Below are 18781 nucleotides of genomic sequence, written 5' to 3'. Positions count from 1 at the left end.
TGTCGCACTGCGGGGCGCCCCCCGGCTCGTCCTATGTTCCCAGCAACCAGCAGGCTCGAACTGTCCGCGCCGCCGGGCGGCGGACGCACCAACCGGGAGCACACATGGTCTCGCCTGGCGGCAAGGGCGGCACGGCACCGGAGTCCGCAGGCGCGGGCCGACTGCGCAGGCTGGGCGAGTGGTGCGCCCGGCACTGCGTCCTCGTCCTGGTGCTGTGGCTGGTCGCCCTGGGCGGACTGCAGGCGCTGAAGGCCACCGTGGGCGGGACCTACTCGGACGACTTCACGGTCTCCAGCGCGCAGTCCCAGCAGGGGCTCCAGGTGCTGGGCAGGGCCGACCCGGGCGCGGCCGGTGTCTCCGCCGACGTCGTACTCCACTCCACGGAGCGTGCGCTCACCAGCAGTGCGGACGCGATCGACAGCGCGGCCGGCTCGCTCCGGAAGCTGCCGCACGTGCTGTCCGTGCAGAGCCCGCTCCCCGCCACCCCGGAGTCGAAGCCCACCGGTGCGCTCTCCTCGAACGGCCGCACCGGTTATCTGACCGTCCGCTTCGACACGAACCCGACCACGCTGGACTCCTCGTACCTGGACGGCGTCGACAGCGCCGTCGAGCCGCTGCGCAAGGCGGGCGTCGAGGTCCAGTACGGCGGTCCGCTCGGTGAGCTGGCCCGGCCCCAGGCCGACGATGTGCGCAGCGAGGGCATCGGCTTCGCCGTGGCGGTCGTGGTGCTCCTGGTGGGCTTCGGCAGCGTCCTCGCCGCCGGGGTCCCGCTGGTCGTCGCGCTGGTCGGGGTCCTGGTCGGGCTCGGGTGCCTGGGCCTGGTGGCGCGCGCCGCCGCCTTCGCCGACGTGGCGCCGACGCTGGCGACGATGATCGGCATCGGCGTCGGGATCGACTACGCGCTCTTCCTGCTCACCCGGCACCGGCAGACCCTGCTGGACGGGACCGACCCGGTGCGCGCCGCCGGCCGGGCGGTGGCCACCAGCGGCCACGCGGTGGTGGTCTCGGGCTGCACGGTCGTCGTCGCCCTCGCCGGGCTGTACGCCTCCCGGGTGTCGTTCATCGGGAAACTCGGGCTGGCGGCCGGGATCACGGTCGTCACGGCGGTCGCCGGAGCCCTCACCCTGCTGCCGGCGCTGCTCGGCCTCGTCGGCGGCCGCATCGACCGCTACCGCGTGCGCACGCCCGTCGCCGAGGGCGGCAGCGCACCCGAGGGCGCGGACGGCGCGCGGGCGGCGGGCGGCTGGCACCGGTACGCGCAGCGGGTCGAGCGGCGGCCCTGGTGGTTCCTGCTCGGCGGGATCCTGGTCGTCGCGGTGCTGGCGATCCCGGTGTTCTCGATGCGGCTGTCGCACATCGACGACGGTGCGGACCCGCCCGGCTTCACCGACAAGAAGGCGTACGACCTCCTCTCCTCGGGCTTCGGGCCGGGGGAGAACGGCCCGCTGACCGTCGTCGTGGACCAGAGCGCGGTACCCGGTGGCGACCGCGCCGCGCTCTCCGACAGCGTGCGCAAGGCCCTCGACGGCACCTCCGGCACCGCGCGGGTCACCTCGCCGGAGCCCGCCGGGAACGGCGACGCCCTGACCGCCACCGTCGTGCCCCGCGGCGGACCGCAGGACGCCTCCACCACCCGGCTGTTCGACGATCTGAAGGACGAGGTGCTGCCCCGGGCCGTGCGGGGATATCCCGCGCACACCTACGTGACCGGTACGACAGCCGCGCAGCTCGACTTCGTCCAGCTCGTCTCCGGCCGGCTCCCGCTCATCATCGGGGTGGTCGTCGCGCTCGCCCTGGTCATCATCCTGATCGTGTTCCGCGGTGTCCTCGTCGCCGTCAAAGCGGCCGTCCTCAACCTGCTGTCGATCGGCGCCTCCTACGGTGTCCTGGTCGCCGTCTTCCAGTGGGGCTGGGGCGGCCCGGCGCTGGGCGTCTCGGGCGCGGTCCCCATCGAGAGCTACGTGCCGATGATGATGTTCGCCATCGTCTTCGGGCTGAGCATGGACTACGAGGTCTTCCTGCTCTCCCGGGTGCGGGCCGCGTGGGAGCGCACCGGGGACAGCAGAGGGAGCGTGGCCCACGGGCTGGAGCGCACCGCCCGGGTCATCACCTGCGCCGCACTGATCATGGCCAGCGTGTTCGCCGCGTTCATCCTCACGGACAACATCGTGGTCAAGATGATGGGCCTCGGGCTGGCCGTCAGCGTGCTCATCGACGCCACGATCGTGCGGCTGCTGCTCGTACCGGCGGTGATGACACTGCTCGGGCAGCGGGCCTGGTGGCTCCCCGCCTGGCTGGACCGGCTGCTGCCGCGGCTGGAGCCCGAGGGCGAGCCGGAGGCGGCGCCGGGTCCGAGTCCGCGGGGGAGTGCCGGGCACTGAACCGCGGACCCCGCGGGTGTGCGGGCCCGGACGAGCGGCCGGCCGCGGACCGTCAGCTCCGCGGCCCGGCCCCCAGGACGTCGAGCAGCGCGCGGGTGGCCGGGCTGGGGTTGAAACGGCTCCACGCCAGATACTCGACCCGGCGCGGTCCCTCGACCACCGGGACCAGGGCCAGTTGCGGGTCGTCGGCGACCAGCGGCCGCACGAACGCCGACGGCAGCAGCGCGATGCCGAGCCCGCGGGCGATCAGCTGGGTGATCAGCTCGGCCACGCCGGCCTCGTACGCGATGTCCCGGGCCAGTCCCGCGGCGGCGAACGCCTGATCGGTCTGGGCGCGGCCGGGCGACCCGTCCCGGAAGTCCACGAACGTCTCGTCCGCGACCTCGTGCAGGGTGACGCGGGAGGCGCCCGCCAGCCGGTGCCCGGCCGGCACCACCAGCACGTGCGCGTCGCGGTCGAGGACGAGGCTCTCCACACCGGCCGGCTGTTCGCCCTCCGGCAGGCCGAGGAAGACGATGTCCAGCTCGCCCTTCCGCACCGCCGCCGCCAACTCGTCACTGCTGCCCGCCTCCAGGCTCACCCGCACCTCCGGGTAGCGGGCCCGGTAGCGCTGGAGCAGTTCGGGCACGTCGACGGCGGCGGTGGTCCGGATCATGCCGACCGCGAGGCGGCCGCGGACCGACCCGCCCGCCGCGGCGGCGTCGGCGACCGCGCGGTCGGCCGCCGCCAGGCACTCGCGCGCGCCGACGAGGAACGCCGCCCCGGCACCGGTCAGTTCCGTACGGCGGCTGGACCGGGCGAACAGCGTGACGCCCAGCTCCCGTTCGAGCCCGGCGATCCGGTGGCTGAGCGAGGACTGCACCACCCGGCACCGCTCGGCGGCGCGGGTGAAGTTGCGGGTCTCGGCGAGAGCGACGACGTACCGGAGCTGCTGGAGATCCATGAGGCAATCGTTGTGCTTCATAGTTGTCATCGCAACCATGCTTTGGATGCATAGCACTGTCCGGTCGACACTCCCCGTATGAACACTCCTGCCGAGGTGTCGCCGGGGACGCCGCCCTCGTCCGCGCAGCGGGCGGCAACCGTCGCGCTGACCGCGCTCGCCCCCGCTTCCTGGGGCACCACCTACGTCGTGACAACGGAACTGCTGCCGCCCGGCCACCCGTTGTTCGCCGGACTGCTGCGCGCCCTGCCCGCCGGGCTGCTCGCCCTGGCCTTCACCCGGGTCCTTCCGCGCGGGCACTGGTGGTGGAAGGCCGTCGTCCTCGGCGCCCTCAACATCGGCGCCCTGCCGCTGCTGTTCGCGGCGGCCGAACGCCTCCCGGGCGGCGTGGCCGCCACACTCGGCGCCGCCCAGCCGCTGCTCGTCGCCGCGGCGGGAATCGCGGTGCTCCGCGAACGGCCGACGCTGTGGCGGCTGGCCTGGGGGGTGCTCGGCGTGCTCGGTGTCGGCCTCGTCGTACTCGGCCCGCAGGCCCGGCTGGACCCCGTCGGGGTGCTCGCCGGGCTCGGGCACACCACCGCCATGGCCGGCGGCGTCGTCCTCACCAAGCGCTGGGGGCGGCCCCCGGGCGTCGGCCCCATGGCGCTGGCCGGCTGGCAGTTGGCGGTCGGCGGCCTGCTGCTGCTCCCGCTCACCCTCGCCGTCGAGGGGGTACCCGCGCGCATCGACGCCGGAGCCGTCGCCGGGTACGTGTGGCTCGGCAGCATGGGCGGACTGATCGCCTACGCGCTGTGGTTCCGTGGCATCGCCACCCTGCCGGTCAGCGCGTCGGCGCCGCTGGTGCTGCTCTCCCCGCTGGTCGCGACGGTCATCGGCCTCGCGATGGGCGAGTCGCTCAGCCTGCCGCAGACCGGTGGCTTCGTCCTCGCCCTGATCGCCATGCTCGCCGCCCAGTTCACGCCCGCGGCTCTGTCCGGCCGCCGCCGCACCCGCGGTTCGCCCGCCGCCGTCCCGGTCCCCGTGGACCGGCCGCGCACCCTCCCGGAGGACCGGGTGCACCTCGTCCGAGAAGACCCCCCGCAAGCAGCCCGAGAAGACCGGCTGCCGGAAGGACAACCCCGATGACGAAGACGATGACGATCGCTGTGCTCGGCGCCACCGGAATGGTCGGCAGCAGAGCGGTCCGGGAGGCCGCGGCGCGCGGGCACCGGGTGCTCGCCGTCTCCCGGAAGCCCACGAGCGACGACCCGGACGTGACACCCGTCGCGGTGGACCTGAGCGACGCGCACGCCCTGGGCGAGGCGCTGACCGACCCGCCCGGCCCCGGTGCACCGGACGCCGTCGTACTGACCGTACGGACCCAGCCGGTCGACCGGGAGTTCCTGGTCGGCACCACGCGCACGGTGCTGGAGATCGCCGCGCGGCGCGGCATACGCGTTCTCGTCGTCGGCGGCGCCGGGGCGCTGCGCAGCCCGGAGGACGACGAGCTGCTGGTGGCCGACAACCCCCGGTACGTGCCGGCCGTACTGCGGCCCGTCGCCACCGCCGGAGTGGCCCAGTTGCGGGCCTGCCAGGAGAGCGCCCACGCCGACTGGGTCTACCTGAGCCCGCCGGGTCTGCTGGAGCCCGGCGACCGCACCGGTCGCTACCGGCGCGGCACCGACACCATGCTCACCGCTGCCGACGGCCGGTCCTGGATCAGTGCCGAGGATCTGGCGGTGGCCGCGCTCGACGAGTTGGAGTCCCCCGGGCCCGACCGCCACCTCACGGTCGTCCACCGCGAAGCGGACTGACCACCATCCGCCCGGGGCACGTCCGGCCCGACCGGGAAACGACCGGCCCGCCCGTGGACCGGGCGGCCCCGCCAGGGCCGCCCGTGCCGCTCCGGACGTCTCTCCCTCTCCCCGTCGGAACCGGTGACGAGATTTCTGTTATAGAAGTCCGACCCGCTCGTCTCCATATAGGTGGGGACAGATGTCCGAGCCCAGAGGGAGAGTGGAGAGAACGTGAGCAGCAGTGTCGTCGACGCCGCCGTGATCGAGGCGGCGCAGGCCGGGGACGTACGGGCGCGGGAACTGGTCGCTGCGAAGTCCTTGCCGCTGGTCTACAACATCGTCGGACGGAGTCTGCCCGGACACGCCGACGTGGACGACGTGACGCAGGAGACCATGCTGCACGCGCTCGCCAAGCTGGACACCCTGCGGGATCCCGGCCGCTTCAGGTCCTGGCTGGCCGCCATCACCATGAACCAGATACGCGGCCACCGGCGGAAGGACCCGGGGGTGCTGCAGGACACCGACGAGATCCGCGGACTCCCCGACCCCCGTGCCGACTTCGTCGACGCGACCGTCACCCGGCTCGGACTCTCCGGCCAGTGCCGGGAGGTGGCCGAAGCCACCCGGTGGCTCGAGCCGGACGACCGGACCCTGCTGTCCCTGTGGTGGCTGGAGAGCACCGGGGAACTCACCAGGGCGGACGTCGCCGCCGCACTGGAGATCACCCCCCAGCACACCGCCGTACGCGTCCAGCGGATGAAGGCGCAGTTGGAGGTGGGCCGGGTCGTCGTCCGGGCGCTGGCGGCCGAACCCTCGTGCGTGCTGCTCCAGTCGGTCCTCGAAGGGTGGGACGGCGAACCGTCGGGACTGTGGCGCAAGCGGATCGCCCGGCACGCCCGCGAATGCACCGTCTGCTCCGGCCACTCGTCCGGACTCGTCCCCGCCGAACGGCTGCTCGTCGGACTCGCGCTGGTCCCTCCGTCGGCCGCGCTGTGCGCCCGCTGGAAGCTGGGGGACTCGGAGGTGGCGGCCGAGCCGACCGCAGCCGGACACTCCCTGGACTCCGCGCCCGGCCGCGCGTCGGCACGCCGGGCACAGCAGCGCGGACGGCGCGCCCGACGGCGCACGGCCCTCGCCGTCGCCGCCGTGCTGGCGGCGGCGGGCGGCACCGGAGCCTTCCTGCTGATCCCCGATCCGCCCGAGGACCGCTCCACCGCATCGCCGACCCGCTCCGGCGACGGGATCCGGTCCCTCTCCCGGCCCAGCCCGTCGTCGAGTCCGTCCCCGAGCTCCTCGTCCGCCTCCCCCTCGCCCTCCGCGTCCCCCCGGTCCACGTCGGCCAGTCCCTCGCCCTCCCGCACCGCGCCCCGCCGCACCCCGCGCCGTACGCCCGCCACCCCGGCGCCGCCGCCCGCCGACCCGGCCGGCGGGAGCTACGCGCAGCAGGTGACGAGCCTGGTCAACGCGGAACGTGCCAAGAAGGGATGCGGTCCCGTCAGCAACAACGCGACCCTGGACAAGGCCGCGCTCGGGCACTCCCGCGACATGGACGCCCGCGACTACTTCTCCCACCAGAGCCCCGACGGCAAGGGCCCGGGCGACCGCATCACCGCGGCCGGCTACCGGTGGAGCACCGTCGGCGAGAACATAGCCCGCGGCCAGCGCACACCGGCCCAGGTCATGGAGGGCTGGATGAACAGCCCCGGGCACCGGGCCAACATCCTCAACTGCTCCTACAAGGAGATCGGCGTCGGCTACCACGACGCACAGGGCGGCCCCTGGTGGACCCAGGCGTTCGCGTCGAAGGGCTGAACCCGGCGCCACGGCACGCCGGCCGGACTGCCGAGTCCGCCGCGAAACCGGGCCCGGCACAGGCCGAGGCCGTTGCGGGGCTTGGGCCTCTCGTGCCCGTCACGGCCGGGCGTCTCCTCGTGGGCGGGACCGGTGCCATGGATGACCCCTCCGCCGACCGGCCGCGGGCGGCGCGAGGTGGCGACTGCGACTGGAGGGCCGTGCCATGTGGGGAGGCACTGCCGGGGAAGTCAGACCTTGACGATCCGGACGCCGGTGCCGCACAGCGTGCGAAGGTCCTCGGGGTCCGACGTCAAGGCGGTCACGGGAGTGGGTGAGGCGAGCGCGGTGGCGGCCACGATGGCGTCGAGGGCGTGCTTGTGGCCGTGCAGGTCGGCAGTGGCCAGGAGTCTGCTGGCGTGCCGGGCGATGCGCTCAGTGGGTGGAACGACGTTGACGCGGGAGACGGCGAAGTCGAAGCGGGCCTGGTGGATCCTGGGGTGACGGGCTTCGACCAGCGTGACGGAGCTGGAGACCACGCGGATGTCCTCGGCCTCTGCCGCAGCCAGCCATTCGGTGACTTCAGGCGAGCGTTGTACGAGCTTGGAGAGCCCCTCGCAGTCCAGGACGAGGGTCCCGCTCACGCGGCGTCCGCCGCGTCGGCCGAGTCACCACGCAGGATGGCCCGCTTGCTCTCGACCGCCGCGTGGTCCACCGGGCCGTGCTCGGTCTCGGCATCCTCGATGAGCTCGCGTACGCGGTCCCGCTCCAGCTGGCGCTGGATGATCGCTTCGACGTAGGCGGACATGCCCCCCTTGCCGGTACGTGCCCTGAGCGCGGCGATGGTGCCCTCGTGGAGGGATACGGAGACCGGACGGACGGGGCCTTCGCCGGGAGCGGAGGAAGTATCCATGAGCCGAGTTTAACAAAAATCTTGTTAATGACCCGGTGATGCCCGACTCACAGCAGCGCCGCCCCGCGACCTCGCCGCGGACCGGCGGGACTCCTTCGACCCCGCCGAGTACCACCAGCCCCACGACATCGCCGGGCTCCTCGGCCCCGGCTGGCAGCTCCTGGCCGACGAGACCCGCCCCCCGCACCACCCCGGCCCCCGCGGGCACGCACCACACCCACGACACCGTCCTGCGAGCACGGCGCCCGCCGTGACGAGCGGCGGGAACACACCGGACCTGTGCTTTCCTGGTGTGCGGTGCAGTTCTGGCGGGCCCGGGTCGGGGGGAATCTTCATGCACAGTGGAATGACCGTCGGAGTACACGGGACCCTCGACCGGCATCCCTGGCTCGAGGACAGCCATCTCGAGGACAGCCATCAGGACGCGTTCCGCGAGAAAGTGCTGGACCTCGCGCTCGTACGGGCGGACGCATACGGCTGGTACGCCCCGTACGGCTGGCGGACTACGAGCGGGAAGAAGCTCTTTCACGTTCCCGACCGCTGGCTCGACTGCGACAAGGGCGGCGACTGGTCCGGGGGTGACGGGATCAGGGAACTCGCGTGGGCGCGGGCCGACATCCCCGACGAGGATGCCCGCTACCCGCGTCTTCCCGTCCTCCCCATGACGCGCACGCTTGTCGACGCCCTCACCCGGGTGGGGGCGGTGACTTTCACCGCGCTGTATGCGTATCTCCCCTTGCAGATCACCTCGGGGGACGCTTCCGACGACCTGGACGACATGCGGGAATGGTTCTCCTTGGCCTCACCGTCGACGTCCATCGCCATCGACGTGACGGTCTCCGCGGCCCCGCCCGTGATGTGGGATTCCTCCGCAGAGACCGCCCGTGTGCACAGGGCCGTCCAGGAGCGACTGGGCGGGGCGGCGACAGTGGAGATCCTCTCCTCGGCGGACTTCTCCCCCTTGCCGGGGAGGGCGAGGACCCGCGCACTGATCGAGGGCGCGCGAAGGGCCGCAGCGTTCGTCTTCCACGTACGGGAATGGACGCCGGACGTGGCGGTGTGGCTGACCGAGGTCACCGGGGACGCGCTGCGAGCGACCGGACACTCGGCTCCGTTCGAGGTCACCGCATCGTCGGCCTCCGTCCCACTTCGCCGTACCGCTCCTTCCTCGTGAGCTGAAGACAGGCCGGCGGCCGATGGAAGCGCTGTCGTGCGAAATGGACAAGCCAGCGGGAGGAACCCCGTCTCAGGAACTTCCGAGGAACGTTCCGCCGTACGGAAGAGCGAGCCCGTGACAGTGCTGAAGGACGCGGATCACCTGGTCAGGGCCCGGATCCTCAACACTCGATGACGTTCACCGCGAGCCCGCCGCGGGCCGTCTCCTTGTACTTGACCTTCATGTCGGCGCCGGTGTCGCGCATGGTCTTGATGGCCTTGTCGAGGGAGACGTGGTGGCGGCCGTCGCCGCGCAGGGACATCCGGGCCGCGGTGACGGCCTTGACCGCGGCCATGCCGTTGCGCTCGATGCAGGGGATCTGGACCAGGCCGCCGACCGGGTCGCAGGTGAGGCCCAGGTTGTGCTCGATGCCGATCTCCGCGGCGTTCTCCACCTGCTCCGGGCTGCCGCCGAGGATCTCGGCGAGGCCGCCGGCGGCCATCGAGCAGGCCGAGCCGACCTCGCCCTGACAGCCGACCTCGGCCCCGGAGATGGAGGCGTTCTGCTTGAAGAGCATGCCGATGGCGCCGGCGGCCAGCAGGAAGCGGACCACGGCGTCGTCGTCCGCGCCGGGGACGAAGTGGTGGGCGTAGTGCAGGACGGCGGGGATGATGCCCGCGGCGCCGTTGGTCGGCGCGGTGACGACCCGGCCGCCCGCGGCGTTCTCCTCGTTCACGGCCATGGCGTAGAGGGTGGTCCACTCCATGGCGTGGGCCTCGACCTGGCCCTCGGCGCGCAGTTGGCGGGCGGAGGTGGCGGCGCGGCGGCGCACCTTGAGGCCACCGGGCAGGATGCCCTCCTGGGTCAGCCCGCGGGCCACGCAGTCCCGCATGACCTGCCAGATCTCCAGCAGCCCGGCGCGGATCTCGTCCTCGGTGCGCCAGGCTTTCTCGTTCTCCAGCATGAGGCGGGAGACCGACAGGCCGGTCTCCTGGGTGAGGCGCAGCAGTTCGTCGCCGGTGCGGAAGGGGTGCCGCAGGACGGTGTCGTCCAGTTTGATGCGGTCCTCGCCGACGGCGTCCTCGTCGACGACGAAGCCGCCGCCCACCGAGTAGTAGGTCTTCTCCAGCAGCGGTGTCCCGGCCTCGTCGTAGGCGAACAGCGTCATGCCGTTGGCGTGGTAGGGGAGGGAGCGGCGCCGGTGCAGCACCAGTTGGGTGCGCTCGTCGAACGGGATCTCGTGCGTGTCGCCTATCTCGGTGGCCAGCAGTCGCAGCCGGCCCTCCGCGCGGATCCGTGCCACGCGGTCGTCGGCGCTCTCCACGTCGACCGTGCGCGGGGACTCGCCCTCCAGGCCCAGCAGGACGGCCTTGGGGGTGCCGTGGCCGTGGCCGGTCGCGCCGAGGGAACCGAACAGTTCGGCGCGCACCGAGGCGGTGTGCGCCAGCGCGCCCTCGTTCTTCAGCCGGCGCGCGAACATGCGGGCAGCGCGCATCGGGCCCACGGTGTGGGAACTGGAGGGGCCGATGCCGATCGAGAACAGGTCGAAGACCGAGATTGCCATGGTGCGGCTCCAAGCCCTTGGCGGGCCAGCGGGTCGGGTCCTGGTGCGGAGCGGTGGGTGCCGGAGGGGCCGGGTGCGGCCCCTCCGGCGGGGAGGGAGCCCCGCTGGGGGCTCCGGGGAGTCCTGCGGAGGACTACTTGCCCAGCGTGGGGTAGAGCGGGTGCTTCTCCGCGAGGGCGGTGACCCGCGCGGCGAGCGCCTTGCCCTTGGTGTCGTCGAAGCCCGGCAGCAGGGCCTCGGCGATGATGTCGGCGACCTCGGCGAAGTCCTCGTCCTGGAAGCCGCGGGTCGCCAGCGCGGGCGTCCCGATGCGCAGGCCCGAGGTCACCATCGGGGGCCGCGGGTCGTTGGGGACGGCGTTGCGGTTGACGGTGATGCCGACGTCGTGGAGCCGGTCCTCGGCCTGCTGCCCGTCCAGCTCGCTGTTGCGCAGGTCGACCAGGACCAGGTGGACGTCCGTGCCGCCGGAGAGCACCGAGACGCCGGCGCCGACGGTGTCCTCGCGCAGCAGGCGCTCGGCGAGGATCCGCGCGCCGGAGAGCGTGCGCCGCTGGCGGTCCTTGAAGTCGTCGCTGGCGGCGACCTTGAAGGCGACCGCCTTCGCGGCGATCACGTGCTCCAGCGGACCGCCCTGCTGACCCGGGAAGACCGCGGAGTTGATCTTCTTGGCGTACTCCTTCTTCGACAGGATCACCCCGCCGCGCGGACCGCCGAGGGTCTTGTGCGTGGTGGTCGTGACGATGTCCGCGTACGGCACCGGGCTCGGGTGCAGCCCGGCGGCGACGAGGCCGGCGAAGTGCGCCATGTCCACCATCAGCAGCGCACCGACCTCGTCGGCGATGCGGCGGAAGGCGGCGAAGTCGAGCTGGCGCGGGTAGGCGGACCAGCCCGCGATGATCAGCTGCGGGCGGTGCTCCTTGGCCAGCCGCTCGACCTCGTCCATGTCGACCCGGCCGGTCTGCTCGTCGACCTTGTAGGCGGCGACGTTGTAGAGCTTGCCGGAAAAGTTGATCTTCATGCCGTGGGTGAGGTGCCCACCGTGCGCCAGATCCAGGCCCAGAATGGTGTCGCCCGGCTTGAGCAGCGCGAACATCGCGGCGGCGTTCGCCTGGGCACCGGAGTGCGGCTGCACGTTGGCGGCCTCGGCGCCGAACAGCGCCTTGATCCGGTCGCGGGCCAGGTCCTCGACCACGTCGACGTACTCGCAGCCGCCGTAGTAGCGGCGCCCGGGGTAGCCCTCGGCGTACTTGTTCGTGAGGACCGAGCCCTGGGCCTCCATGGAGGCGACCGGAGCGAAGTTCTCCGAGGCGATCATCTCGAGGGTGGACTGCTGGCGGTGGAGTTCGGCGTCGACGGCGGCGGCGACGTCGGGGTCGACCTCGTGGAGAGAGCCGTTCAGAAGCGACATGGAAGAACCGTCCCTGGGAAGTGGCGGCGGGGTGGGCAAGCTGCCTCGGTCCCCCGAGGCGGACGCCTCAGTTGCCCGAGGCGAATGCGGCGTACTCGTCGGCCGAGAGCAGGTCGTCGGGCAGCGCGTCGACCTTCACCTTGAACAGCCAGCCGCCCTCCAGCGGGGCGGAGTTGACCAGCGCCGGGTCGTCCACCACGTCCTGGTTGATCTCGGTGATCTCACCGGAGGCGGGGGAGTAGAGGTCGCTGACGGACTTGGTGGACTCCAGTTCGCCGCAGGTCTCGCCCGCGGTGACGGTGTCACCGACCTCGGGGAGCTGGACGAAGACGACGTCGCCGAGGGCGTTGGCGGCGTGCTCGGTGATACCGACCGTCGCGACGCCGTCATCGGCGGCCGACAGCCACTCGTGCTCCTTGCTGTAGCGGAGCTGCTGGGGGTTGCTCATGAGTCTGATTCTCCCGGATGCGAAAGGTGCAGTGAACACGGTCTTGGCAGGTGGAACGGGGGGCGGGTCGCCCCTCGGCGGGGCGGCGGGTGCTCAGGCCCGCTTGTAGAAGGGCAGCGCCACGACCTCGTACGGCTCGTGGGAGCCCCGGATGTCGACCGCGACCCCCTCCGTGCCGGGCTCGGCGTGTGCCGCGTCCACGTACGCCATGGCGATCGGCTTGCCCAGCGTCGGCGACGGCGCCCCGGAGGTGACTTCGCCCACAACCGCGCCCCCGGCGACCACGGGGTACCCGGCGCGTGGCACCCGGCGCCCCTCGGACACCAGCCCGACCAGCTTGCGCGGCGGCGCGGTCGCGGCCTTCTCGGCGGCCGCCGCCAGCGCGTCCCGGCCCACGAAGCGTCCCTCGTTCGCGGTCTTCTCGAACTTGACGATCCTGCCCAGCCCCGCGTCGAACGGCGTCAGTGCGGTGGACAGCTCATGCCCGTACAGCGGCATGCCCGCCTCCAGGCGGAGGGTGTCCCGGCAGCTCAGCCCGCACGGGGTGAGCCCGGCCTCCCGGCCCGCCTCGGTCAGTGCCTCCCAGACCGCGACGGCGTCACCGGGCGAGACGAACAGCTCGAAGCCGTCCTCGCCGGTGTACCCGGTGCGGGCGATCAGCGCCGACTTGCCGGCGACCATGTCGCGCTCACCGGCGTAGTAGCGCAGCCCGTCCACGTCGAAGCCGGTCAGCTGCTTGAGGATGCCCGCGGCCGCCGGGCCCTGCACCGCGATGAGCGCATAGCTGTCGCGGTCGTCCCGCACCTCGGCACCGAAGCCGTCCTGCCGCGCGACCAGCGCGTCCAGCACCGTCTGCGCGTTGGACGCGTTGGCCACGACCAGGTACTCCTGGTCGTCCAGCCGGTAGACGATCAGATCGTCGAGGATGCCGCCGTCCGCGTCGCAGATCATGGTGTAGCGGGCGCGGCCGACCGCCAGCTTGGACAGGTTGCCGACCAGCGCGTGGTCCAGCAGTTCGGCGGCCTGCGGCCCGGTCAGGGTGATCTCGCCCATGTGCGAGAGGTCGAAGAGGCCGGCGGTCGAGCGCACGGCCAGATGCTCCTCGCGCTCACTGCCGTAGCGCAGCGGCATGTCCCAGCCCGCGAAGTCGGTCATGGTGGCGCCCAGCGCCCGGTGTGTGGCGTCCAGCGCGGTTTTTCGGATGGCCGGTGGCTCAGTCATGCAGGCTCCCAGAGTCCCGATGAGTCCCCGAAAGGGGATATGACGTGGATGTCCTCCCCATCTGTCATCGGAACCTGAGAGGTTCGCCGACAGCTCCCGAACGGCTGGAGCCCGGCTTGCACCTTGGGTGGGAACGCCGGCCCGCGCCGGGGCGGGAGCGCAGCGGTCCGCTTTTCAGATCTGCCTAGCCTGCGCGGTAACGGGGCCTGAGAGATTCAAGGGAGGATCTTGCTCCTTCGGCGCCCTGGCCTGCGCGTACTGCACACGCATGCCGGGGACTCTCCCGCGCGGGTTCGAACGGCCGGTATGCAGTTTGACTGCGCACATCATGGCACGGGTGGGTGGGCTGTGGCTGCCCCTGTGGAGGAGCTGTTCACCTTGAACCGCATTACTCCTTCTTTACATACTTGGGGCGGCGGCCGAACAGCCGCCAGGGGAGGGAGATCCAGTGGGCAGCCCGTGCCGTGCAGGAGCCGTACCGAGGGGCGCGCGAGCGGGCCCCGCAGCCCGCGCCGAGGTCCGGCACGATCTGCGCCGTACCGCCGGGCCGTGGACGCTGCGCTATCCGGCGGGGGACGTGGTGGTGGTCTCCGGGCTGCCGGGCGGCGGCAAGTCCACCCTGATCCGGCGCGCGGTCCCGGCCCGGTCCGATGCGGTGCGCATCGACTCGCAGGACGCCCGCGAACGCTGGGAGGCGCGGATGCCGCGCTGGCTGCCCTACGGCGCCTACCGCCCGCTGGTGCGGCTCGCGCACTACGCGGCGCTGCGCACGGCGCTGGGCTCGGGTGCGGCCGTCATGGTGCACGACTGCGGCACGCAGAGCTGGGTGCGCCGCTGGCTGGCCCGGGACGCGGTGCGGCGCGGGCGGTCGCTCCACCTGCTGCTGCTCGACGTCCCCGCCGGGGACGCGCTGGCCGGGCAGACCGCGCGGGGCAGGCGAGTGACCGGGTACGCCTTCCGGCGGCATCTGCGCGCGGTCGGCGGGCTGCGGGCCGCCGCCGAGGCCGGACGGCTGCCGCGCGGCTGTGTCTCCTCGGTGCTGCTGGACCGGGAGGCGGCCCACGGGGTGCGGTCCGTGCTCTTCGAGCCGCTGCCCGCCGCGGTGCCGATGGTGCTCTCCCGGTGGGCGGGGCCGCCGGACCCGACCGGGCCGCCGTCCCTGCCGCCGCCCGGAGCCGAGCGGAGGCCCGCGGCCCCGGCACCCGCGAGGGGCGCCGGGGCCGCGGACGGGGACATCGGTGACCGGGCTCAGGGAGTGACCGGGATCAGCGGCCCGCTGCCGGGGTGACCGGCTTGCCGAGCTGCTGCGCGGGGGACTGCGGCTGCCCGGCCTGGCCCAGTGCCGGCTTGCCGGGCGCCTGCTCCTGCGGGGGCTGCTGAGCGGCGGGCTTCGCCGGTCCGGCGGGCCCGGCCGGCTTTCCGGGCTTCCCGGGCTTCCCGGGCTTCCCGGGCTTGGCGGGCCCGGACGGCTTCGCGGACTGCTGCTCCTGGGCCGCATCCGACGGCTTCGACGGCTTCGGCGGCTTCGTGGGCTTGGGCGGCTTCGCCGGCTGCTGCTGGTCGGACGGCTTCCCGCCGGGCGCGGGCGGCTTCGGGAGCTTGTGCTGCGCCATCGGGTCCTGCTGGGGTGCGGCGGGCTTCTGCTGCGGCGCCGCCTGCCCCATGCCCTGGTCGTCCGACGGCTTCGGCTTGGCCTGCTCCGTCCCGGATGCCGGTCCGGCGGGCTGCTGGACGCCGGGCCGCTGCCCCGGGGCGTGGCCGGCCACCGGCGCGGCGGCGGCCGCGCCCGCCGCGCCGAGGGCGAGCGAGCCGGCCAGGGTGACGGTGACGGCGATCCTGTTCACACGCATGTGCTCTCCTCCGATGGGCGTGCCGGTTGGCACGTATGGGGACGCAGTCCACCTTTCGGGCATTCGGTGCGGAACGCAACCGGGGTGTCGCTGTTCGTGTTCATCCCGGTTCATCCCGGTTCATCCCGGTTCTTCCAGGGCTCGGCAGCGGTGCCCCGGGGCCCCTCCGGGCGGGCGGGGATCATGGATAGGCTTTGCCGTATGACAGGTCCCTCGCAGCCCTCGCAGCCCCAGCAGCCGCAGCACTTCGGGCCCGGGCACGGGGGCGGCTGGCCCGGCAACGAGCTGGAGGAAGCCCTGGCCGCCTCGCTCCAGGTGCCGCACGCGGGTGCCCGGCTGCTGGAGGTGCTGGGCCGCAGCAGCGTCTGGGTCCCGCTGCCGGAGGGCGGCGACCGGGAGAGCCGGGAACTGGATCTGCCGACCATCGAGTTGGACGGCGCGGTCCATGTGCCGGTCTTCAGCTCCGAGCAGCAGTTCCTGAGCGTCGTCGGCACGCATGTGTCCTTCACCGTCGCGCCGGTCAGGGAATTCGCGCGCGGCCTCCCCGCGGGGGTGGGCATCGCCGTGAACCCGGAGGGGACGGTGGGGGTTCCGCTGTCCGCCGAGGCCGTCGCCGAACTGTGCGCGAACACTCCCGCCGAGCAGGCCGCCACCGGGGCTGTGCGGGGCGCCCGGGTGCGGCTGTTCGAGCCGGACTGGCAGGACGATCCGCTCGCCTTCCTCGCCGCGGTCTCGGCGGAGTTCGCCGCGCTCCCGGCCGTACGCACCGCGCGCCGGGGTCTCGCCAGCACCGAGGGCGATCCCCCCGGCCTGTTCGTCGGGATAGAGCTCGACCTCCTCGATCCGGAGGCCCGGCAGGCGGCGCACGACGCGCTCGGCAGGGCGCTGCACGTGGCGCCGGTGCGCTGGCCGGTCCAGATGGTGCTGCTCGACGCGGCCGACGACCCGGTCGTGGACTGGCTGCGGCAGTGCGTACGCCCGTTCTACGACCGCGAGAGCCACCGCTGAGCTCGGTGCGAGGGGCGGTAGGGGCCCGCGGTGCCGGTGAGGTGCCGTCGGCGGCCCGGATGCGGAGCGGTGCACGCCGGTTGCCGGCCCCGAGCTGAGTACGAGTACCGATGTCCCGGTCCGCTCGTAAGCTGGTTGGATGGCGGTGCGGGGCGACGAGCCAGGAACGGCGGCAGAGGTGGAAAGGCGGCCCAGGTGAGCGCGGGTGAGAGCGTCGAGACGCTGCTGCGGCGGGTGGCGCCCGGCGGGCACGGCACCTACGAGAGCTACGAGAACTACGAGTCCTTGCTCCAGGCGCTCGCCGGCAGCCAGGTGTGGATGCTGCTGTGGAACGGGCAGGCCGGGTCCCCCGACGCGCAGTACGGCAACATGGACGTCGCGGGGTACGGCTACGCGCCCTGTGTCACCTCGGCCCAGGAGCTGGCGGCCTCCGGCTGGAACCGCGCCCACGAGGTCGTCGCCGGACGGGAGATCGCCGCGGCCCTCTTCGCCGACCGCTGGGGGATCTGGCTGAATCCGCACGCTCCCGGCGGCGGCGTCGGCATCCCCTGGCTCGACCTGCGGCGGATCGCTGTCGGCCTCGACCAGCTTCCCGCCGGGCCACTGCGGATCAGCGAGCCGACCCTGGAGATCCCGCAGTTCTATGCGCTGCTGACGCAGAACGCCCACCGGACCCCCGTGGTCCGCTCGCTGCGCCGCGCCTGGGTGCGGCCCGCGCTGGGTGTCCCGTACCTGGCCGTCGGCCTCGACCTCTACGACAGCGCCCCCGCCTCGATCGAGGCGGCCCGCCGGATGATGGCCCAGTCGGTGCTCGCGGTGCCGGACGGGCTCCCCGTCTCCAGCGTCGCGATGGCGGACGACTACGACCCCGTGGCCATGTGGATGCGCAGTCAGTCCCGGCCGTTCTTCGACCGGGACGCACACGCTCCGGCCGGTTACGACGCTTCTCGGCCACCGGCTCCCGGCGCCGGTTACGGCTACCCGCGCGCCTTCTGAGCAGGGGCGGAATCCGGACGTATTTCCGGATCCGCAGACGGTCCAGATCAGGACAAAATCCCGGCCTCCACACCGCTCAACGTCAATTTCCGTCCGCATAACGGAACATGCCGCGTCACATCACAGTTGCGCATCCTTTCCCCGGGAGGTCTGGCGACTGATCCTGAGCGCGATGAAGACTCCCGAGCCATAAGCCACCGGAAGGCCGCAGCCGGCCTCCCACCCACAACGGCTTTCGAATGTCTTCTGAACTCTGGCCGCTACAGCGGTGTGCGTGGACTGGTCAACTGCCGGTCGAGAAGGGGTCCCCAACACGATGACGGCACCACTGCACGAGGAAACGGCCGCGAAAACCGCGACCGTGGAGCCGGCACCCAGCAAGCCTGAGAAGGCGATCGAGGGCCGCTCACTCGGCCGGATCGCCTGGGAGCGGCTCAAGCGGGACAAGGTGGCGCTGCTCGGCGGCACGATCGTGCTGCTGCTGGTCCTGCTCGCGATCTTCGCCCCGGTGCTCGCGGCACTGACCGGACAGTCGCCGAACGAGCGCCATGAAGACCTGATCGACCCGCTCTTCAGCACCCCCAAGGGTGCGCTGGGCGGAATGTCCGCCGACCACCTGCTCGGAGTGGAGCCGGTCAGCGGCCGCGACATCCTCACCCGGATCGTCTACGGAGCGCGCGTCTCGATCCTGGTCGGCTTCCTCTCGGCCTTCGTCGCCGTCATCTTCGGCACCGTCCTGGGCACCCTCGCCGGCTACTTCGGCGGCTGGCTGGACGCGCTGATCAGCCGGGTGATGGACATGCTGCTGGCCTTCCCGCAGCTCCTGTTCATCATCTCCCTGATCTCCGTCATGCCCAACGACCTGCTCGGCCTGACCGGCACGGGTGTGCGGCTGCTGGTGATGATCCTGGTGATCGGCTTCTTCGGCTGGCCCTACATCGGCCGGATCGTGCGCGGCCAGGTGCTCTCGCTGCGCGAGCGCGAGTACATCGAGGCCGCCCGCAGCCTGGGCGCCGGCCGCGGCTACATCATCGGCAAGGAACTGCTGCCCAACCTGGTCGCGCCGATCACCGTCTACATGACGCTGATGATCCCGACCAACATCCTCACCGAGGCGGCCCTCAGCTTCCTGGGCGTTGGCGTCAAGCCGCCGACCGCCTCGTGGGGCTCGATGCTCTCGGACGCGGTGACGTACTACGAGTCCGACCCGATGTACATGATCATTCCCGGCGTCGCCATCTTCATCACGGTGCTCGCCTTCAACCTCTTCGGCGACGGCGTACGCGACGCACTGGACCCGAAGGGCACCCGTTGATCCCCCATCCCA

17 protein-coding genes and 1 riboswitch are annotated in these 18781 nt (G+C 72.5%); of the genes, 9 read left to right on the top strand and 8 right to left on the bottom strand.

What is annotated here, in order from left to right; all coding sequences use genetic code 11:
• The first annotated feature begins 104 nt into the window (after positions 1-104).
• Positions 105-2381 (top strand): MMPL family transporter, encoded by a 2277-nt coding sequence (locus BMX65_RS20845; RefSeq protein ID WP_177214314.1) that lies wholly within the window; start codon positions 105-107, stop codon positions 2379-2381.
• 52 nt (positions 2382-2433) lie between these two features.
• On the opposite strand, the gene BMX65_RS20840 is transcribed toward BMX65_RS20845, so the two are convergent.
• A complete protein-coding gene (locus tag BMX65_RS20840; protein WP_075001876.1) occupies positions 2434-3324 on the bottom strand; it encodes a LysR family transcriptional regulator in 891 nt (296 codons plus the stop codon).
• Positions 3325-3402: 78 nt separating this feature from the next.
• Between BMX65_RS20840 and BMX65_RS20835 the strand changes: the two genes are divergently transcribed.
• The 3 genes from BMX65_RS20835 to BMX65_RS20825 all read left to right on the top strand — a co-directional run bounded on the left by BMX65_RS20835 (position 3403) and on the right by BMX65_RS20825 (position 6911).
• Positions 3403-4449: an EamA family transporter gene (locus tag BMX65_RS20835; RefSeq protein ID WP_075001875.1), complete on the top strand. Its 1047-nt coding sequence runs from the start codon at positions 3403-3405 to the stop codon at positions 4447-4449.
• Entirely contained in the window at positions 4446-5117 is a 672-nt protein-coding gene (locus BMX65_RS20830; protein ID WP_079172009.1) for an NAD(P)-dependent oxidoreductase, read from the top strand. The genes BMX65_RS20835 and BMX65_RS20830 overlap by 4 nt, the downstream gene beginning before the upstream one ends.
• A 213-nt stretch (positions 5118-5330) precedes the next feature.
• Positions 5331-6911 (top strand): sigma-70 family RNA polymerase sigma factor, encoded by a 1581-nt coding sequence (locus tag BMX65_RS20825; protein WP_075001874.1) that lies wholly within the window; start codon positions 5331-5333, stop codon positions 6909-6911.
• Positions 6912-7141: 230 nt separating this feature from the next.
• Here BMX65_RS20825 and BMX65_RS20820 read toward each other — a convergent pair whose 3' ends face one another.
• Both BMX65_RS20820 and BMX65_RS20815 read right to left on the bottom strand, forming a co-directional pair.
• The gene (locus tag BMX65_RS20820) at positions 7142-7534 is read right to left on the bottom strand and encodes a type II toxin-antitoxin system VapC family toxin (protein WP_075001873.1); all 393 of its coding nucleotides are present in this window, start codon (positions 7532-7534) and stop codon (positions 7142-7144) included.
• Positions 7531-7803, bottom strand: a complete 273-nt coding sequence (locus tag BMX65_RS20815; protein WP_075001872.1) for a hypothetical protein — start codon at positions 7801-7803, stop codon at positions 7531-7533. Before BMX65_RS20815 ends, BMX65_RS20820 begins: the two co-directional genes overlap by 4 nt.
• Positions 7804-8149: 346 nt before the next feature.
• Between BMX65_RS20815 and BMX65_RS20810 the strand changes: the two genes are divergently transcribed.
• Complete coding sequence (locus BMX65_RS20810) at positions 8150-8977, top strand: hypothetical protein (protein WP_143081872.1); 828 nt, start codon at positions 8150-8152, stop codon at positions 8975-8977.
• A 163-nt stretch (positions 8978-9140) separates the two neighbouring features.
• Here BMX65_RS20810 and BMX65_RS20805 read toward each other — a convergent pair whose 3' ends face one another.
• The 4 genes from BMX65_RS20805 to gcvT form a co-directional block, all read right to left on the bottom strand.
• Positions 9141-10523 (bottom strand): L-serine ammonia-lyase, encoded by a 1383-nt coding sequence (locus BMX65_RS20805; protein WP_075001870.1) that lies wholly within the window; start codon positions 10521-10523, stop codon positions 9141-9143.
• Between the two features lie 133 nt (positions 10524-10656).
• On the bottom strand, positions 10657-11931 hold the full coding sequence (gene glyA, locus BMX65_RS20800; protein ID WP_075001869.1) for a serine hydroxymethyltransferase: 1275 nt from the start codon (positions 11929-11931) through the stop codon (positions 10657-10659).
• A gap of 67 nt (positions 11932-11998) precedes the next feature.
• Complete coding sequence (gene gcvH, locus BMX65_RS20795) at positions 11999-12379, bottom strand: glycine cleavage system protein GcvH (protein ID WP_075001868.1); 381 nt, start codon at positions 12377-12379, stop codon at positions 11999-12001.
• 93 nt (positions 12380-12472) lie between these two features.
• Positions 12473-13600: a glycine cleavage system aminomethyltransferase GcvT gene (gene gcvT, locus BMX65_RS20790; protein ID WP_075001867.1), complete on the bottom strand. Its 1128-nt coding sequence runs from the start codon at positions 13598-13600 to the stop codon at positions 12473-12475.
• A 184-nt stretch (positions 13601-13784) separates the two neighbouring features.
• Positions 13785-13896, bottom strand: a riboswitch (glycine riboswitch).
• Positions 13897-14048: 152 nt separating this feature from the next.
• Between gcvT and BMX65_RS20785 the strand changes: the two genes are divergently transcribed.
• Positions 14049-14888 carry an AAA family ATPase gene (locus BMX65_RS20785; protein WP_420856838.1) on the top strand — a complete coding sequence of 280 codons (840 nt, stop codon included), beginning with the start codon at positions 14049-14051 and terminating at the stop codon, positions 14886-14888.
• On the opposite strand, the gene BMX65_RS32525 is transcribed toward BMX65_RS20785, so the two are convergent.
• On the bottom strand, positions 14866-15450 hold the full coding sequence (locus tag BMX65_RS32525) for a hypothetical protein (RefSeq protein ID WP_075001866.1): 585 nt from the start codon (positions 15448-15450) through the stop codon (positions 14866-14868). The genes BMX65_RS20785 and BMX65_RS32525 overlap by 23 nt on opposite strands.
• 201 nt (positions 15451-15651) lie before the next feature.
• On the opposite strand from BMX65_RS32525, the gene BMX65_RS20775 reads away from it, so the two are divergent.
• The 3 genes from BMX65_RS20775 to BMX65_RS20765 all read left to right on the top strand — a co-directional run bounded on the left by BMX65_RS20775 (position 15652) and on the right by BMX65_RS20765 (position 18769).
• Positions 15652-16458 carry an enhanced serine sensitivity protein SseB gene (locus BMX65_RS20775; protein WP_075001865.1) on the top strand — a complete coding sequence of 269 codons (807 nt, stop codon included), beginning with the start codon at positions 15652-15654 and terminating at the stop codon, positions 16456-16458.
• A 195-nt stretch (positions 16459-16653) separates the two neighbouring features.
• On the top strand, positions 16654-17454 hold the full coding sequence (locus BMX65_RS20770; protein ID WP_075001864.1) for an enhanced serine sensitivity protein SseB C-terminal domain-containing protein: 801 nt from the start codon (positions 16654-16656) through the stop codon (positions 17452-17454).
• Between the two features lie 316 nt (positions 17455-17770).
• Positions 17771-18769, top strand: coding sequence for an ABC transporter permease (locus tag BMX65_RS20765; RefSeq protein WP_075001863.1), 999 nt, complete (start codon positions 17771-17773; stop codon positions 18767-18769).
• The last annotated feature ends 12 nt before the right edge of the window (positions 18770-18781 follow it).

Origin of the sequence: Streptomyces qinglanensis (genome assembly GCF_900111245.1) — a bacterium.
Classification (GTDB): Bacteria; Actinomycetota; Actinomycetes; order Streptomycetales; family Streptomycetaceae; genus Streptomyces; species Streptomyces qinglanensis.
This window is presented reverse-complemented; position numbering and strand designations above follow the sequence as displayed.

Excerpts from the sequence above, each read along its gene's own strand:
- BMX65_RS20845 (WP_177214314.1), top strand. The coding sequence starts at position 105 with ATGGTCTCGCCTGGCGGCAAGGGCGGCACGGCACCGGAGTCCGCAGGC.
- BMX65_RS20840 (WP_075001876.1), bottom strand. The coding sequence starts at position 3,324 with ATGGATCTCCAGCAGCTCCGGTACGTCGTCGCTCTCGCCGAGACCCGC.
- BMX65_RS20835 (WP_075001875.1), top strand. The coding sequence starts at position 3,403 with ATGAACACTCCTGCCGAGGTGTCGCCGGGGACGCCGCCCTCGTCCGCG.
- BMX65_RS20830 (WP_079172009.1), top strand. The coding sequence starts at position 4,446 with ATGACGAAGACGATGACGATCGCTGTGCTCGGCGCCACCGGAATGGTC.
- BMX65_RS20815 (WP_075001872.1), bottom strand. The coding sequence starts at position 7,803 with ATGGATACTTCCTCCGCTCCCGGCGAAGGCCCCGTCCGTCCGGTCTCC.
- BMX65_RS20810 (WP_143081872.1), top strand. The coding sequence starts at position 8,150 with ATGACCGTCGGAGTACACGGGACCCTCGACCGGCATCCCTGGCTCGAG.
- BMX65_RS20805 (WP_075001870.1), bottom strand. The coding sequence starts at position 10,523 with ATGGCAATCTCGGTCTTCGACCTGTTCTCGATCGGCATCGGCCCCTCC.
- glyA (WP_075001869.1), bottom strand. The coding sequence starts at position 11,931 with ATGTCGCTTCTGAACGGCTCTCTCCACGAGGTCGACCCCGACGTCGCC.
- gcvH (WP_075001868.1), bottom strand. The coding sequence starts at position 12,379 with ATGAGCAACCCCCAGCAGCTCCGCTACAGCAAGGAGCACGAGTGGCTG.
- gcvT (WP_075001867.1), bottom strand. The coding sequence starts at position 13,600 with ATGACTGAGCCACCGGCCATCCGAAAAACCGCGCTGGACGCCACACAC.
- BMX65_RS32525 (WP_075001866.1), bottom strand. The coding sequence starts at position 15,450 with ATGCGTGTGAACAGGATCGCCGTCACCGTCACCCTGGCCGGCTCGCTC.
- BMX65_RS20775 (WP_075001865.1), top strand. The coding sequence starts at position 15,652 with ATGACAGGTCCCTCGCAGCCCTCGCAGCCCCAGCAGCCGCAGCACTTC.
- BMX65_RS20765 (WP_075001863.1), top strand. The coding sequence starts at position 17,771 with ATGACGGCACCACTGCACGAGGAAACGGCCGCGAAAACCGCGACCGTG.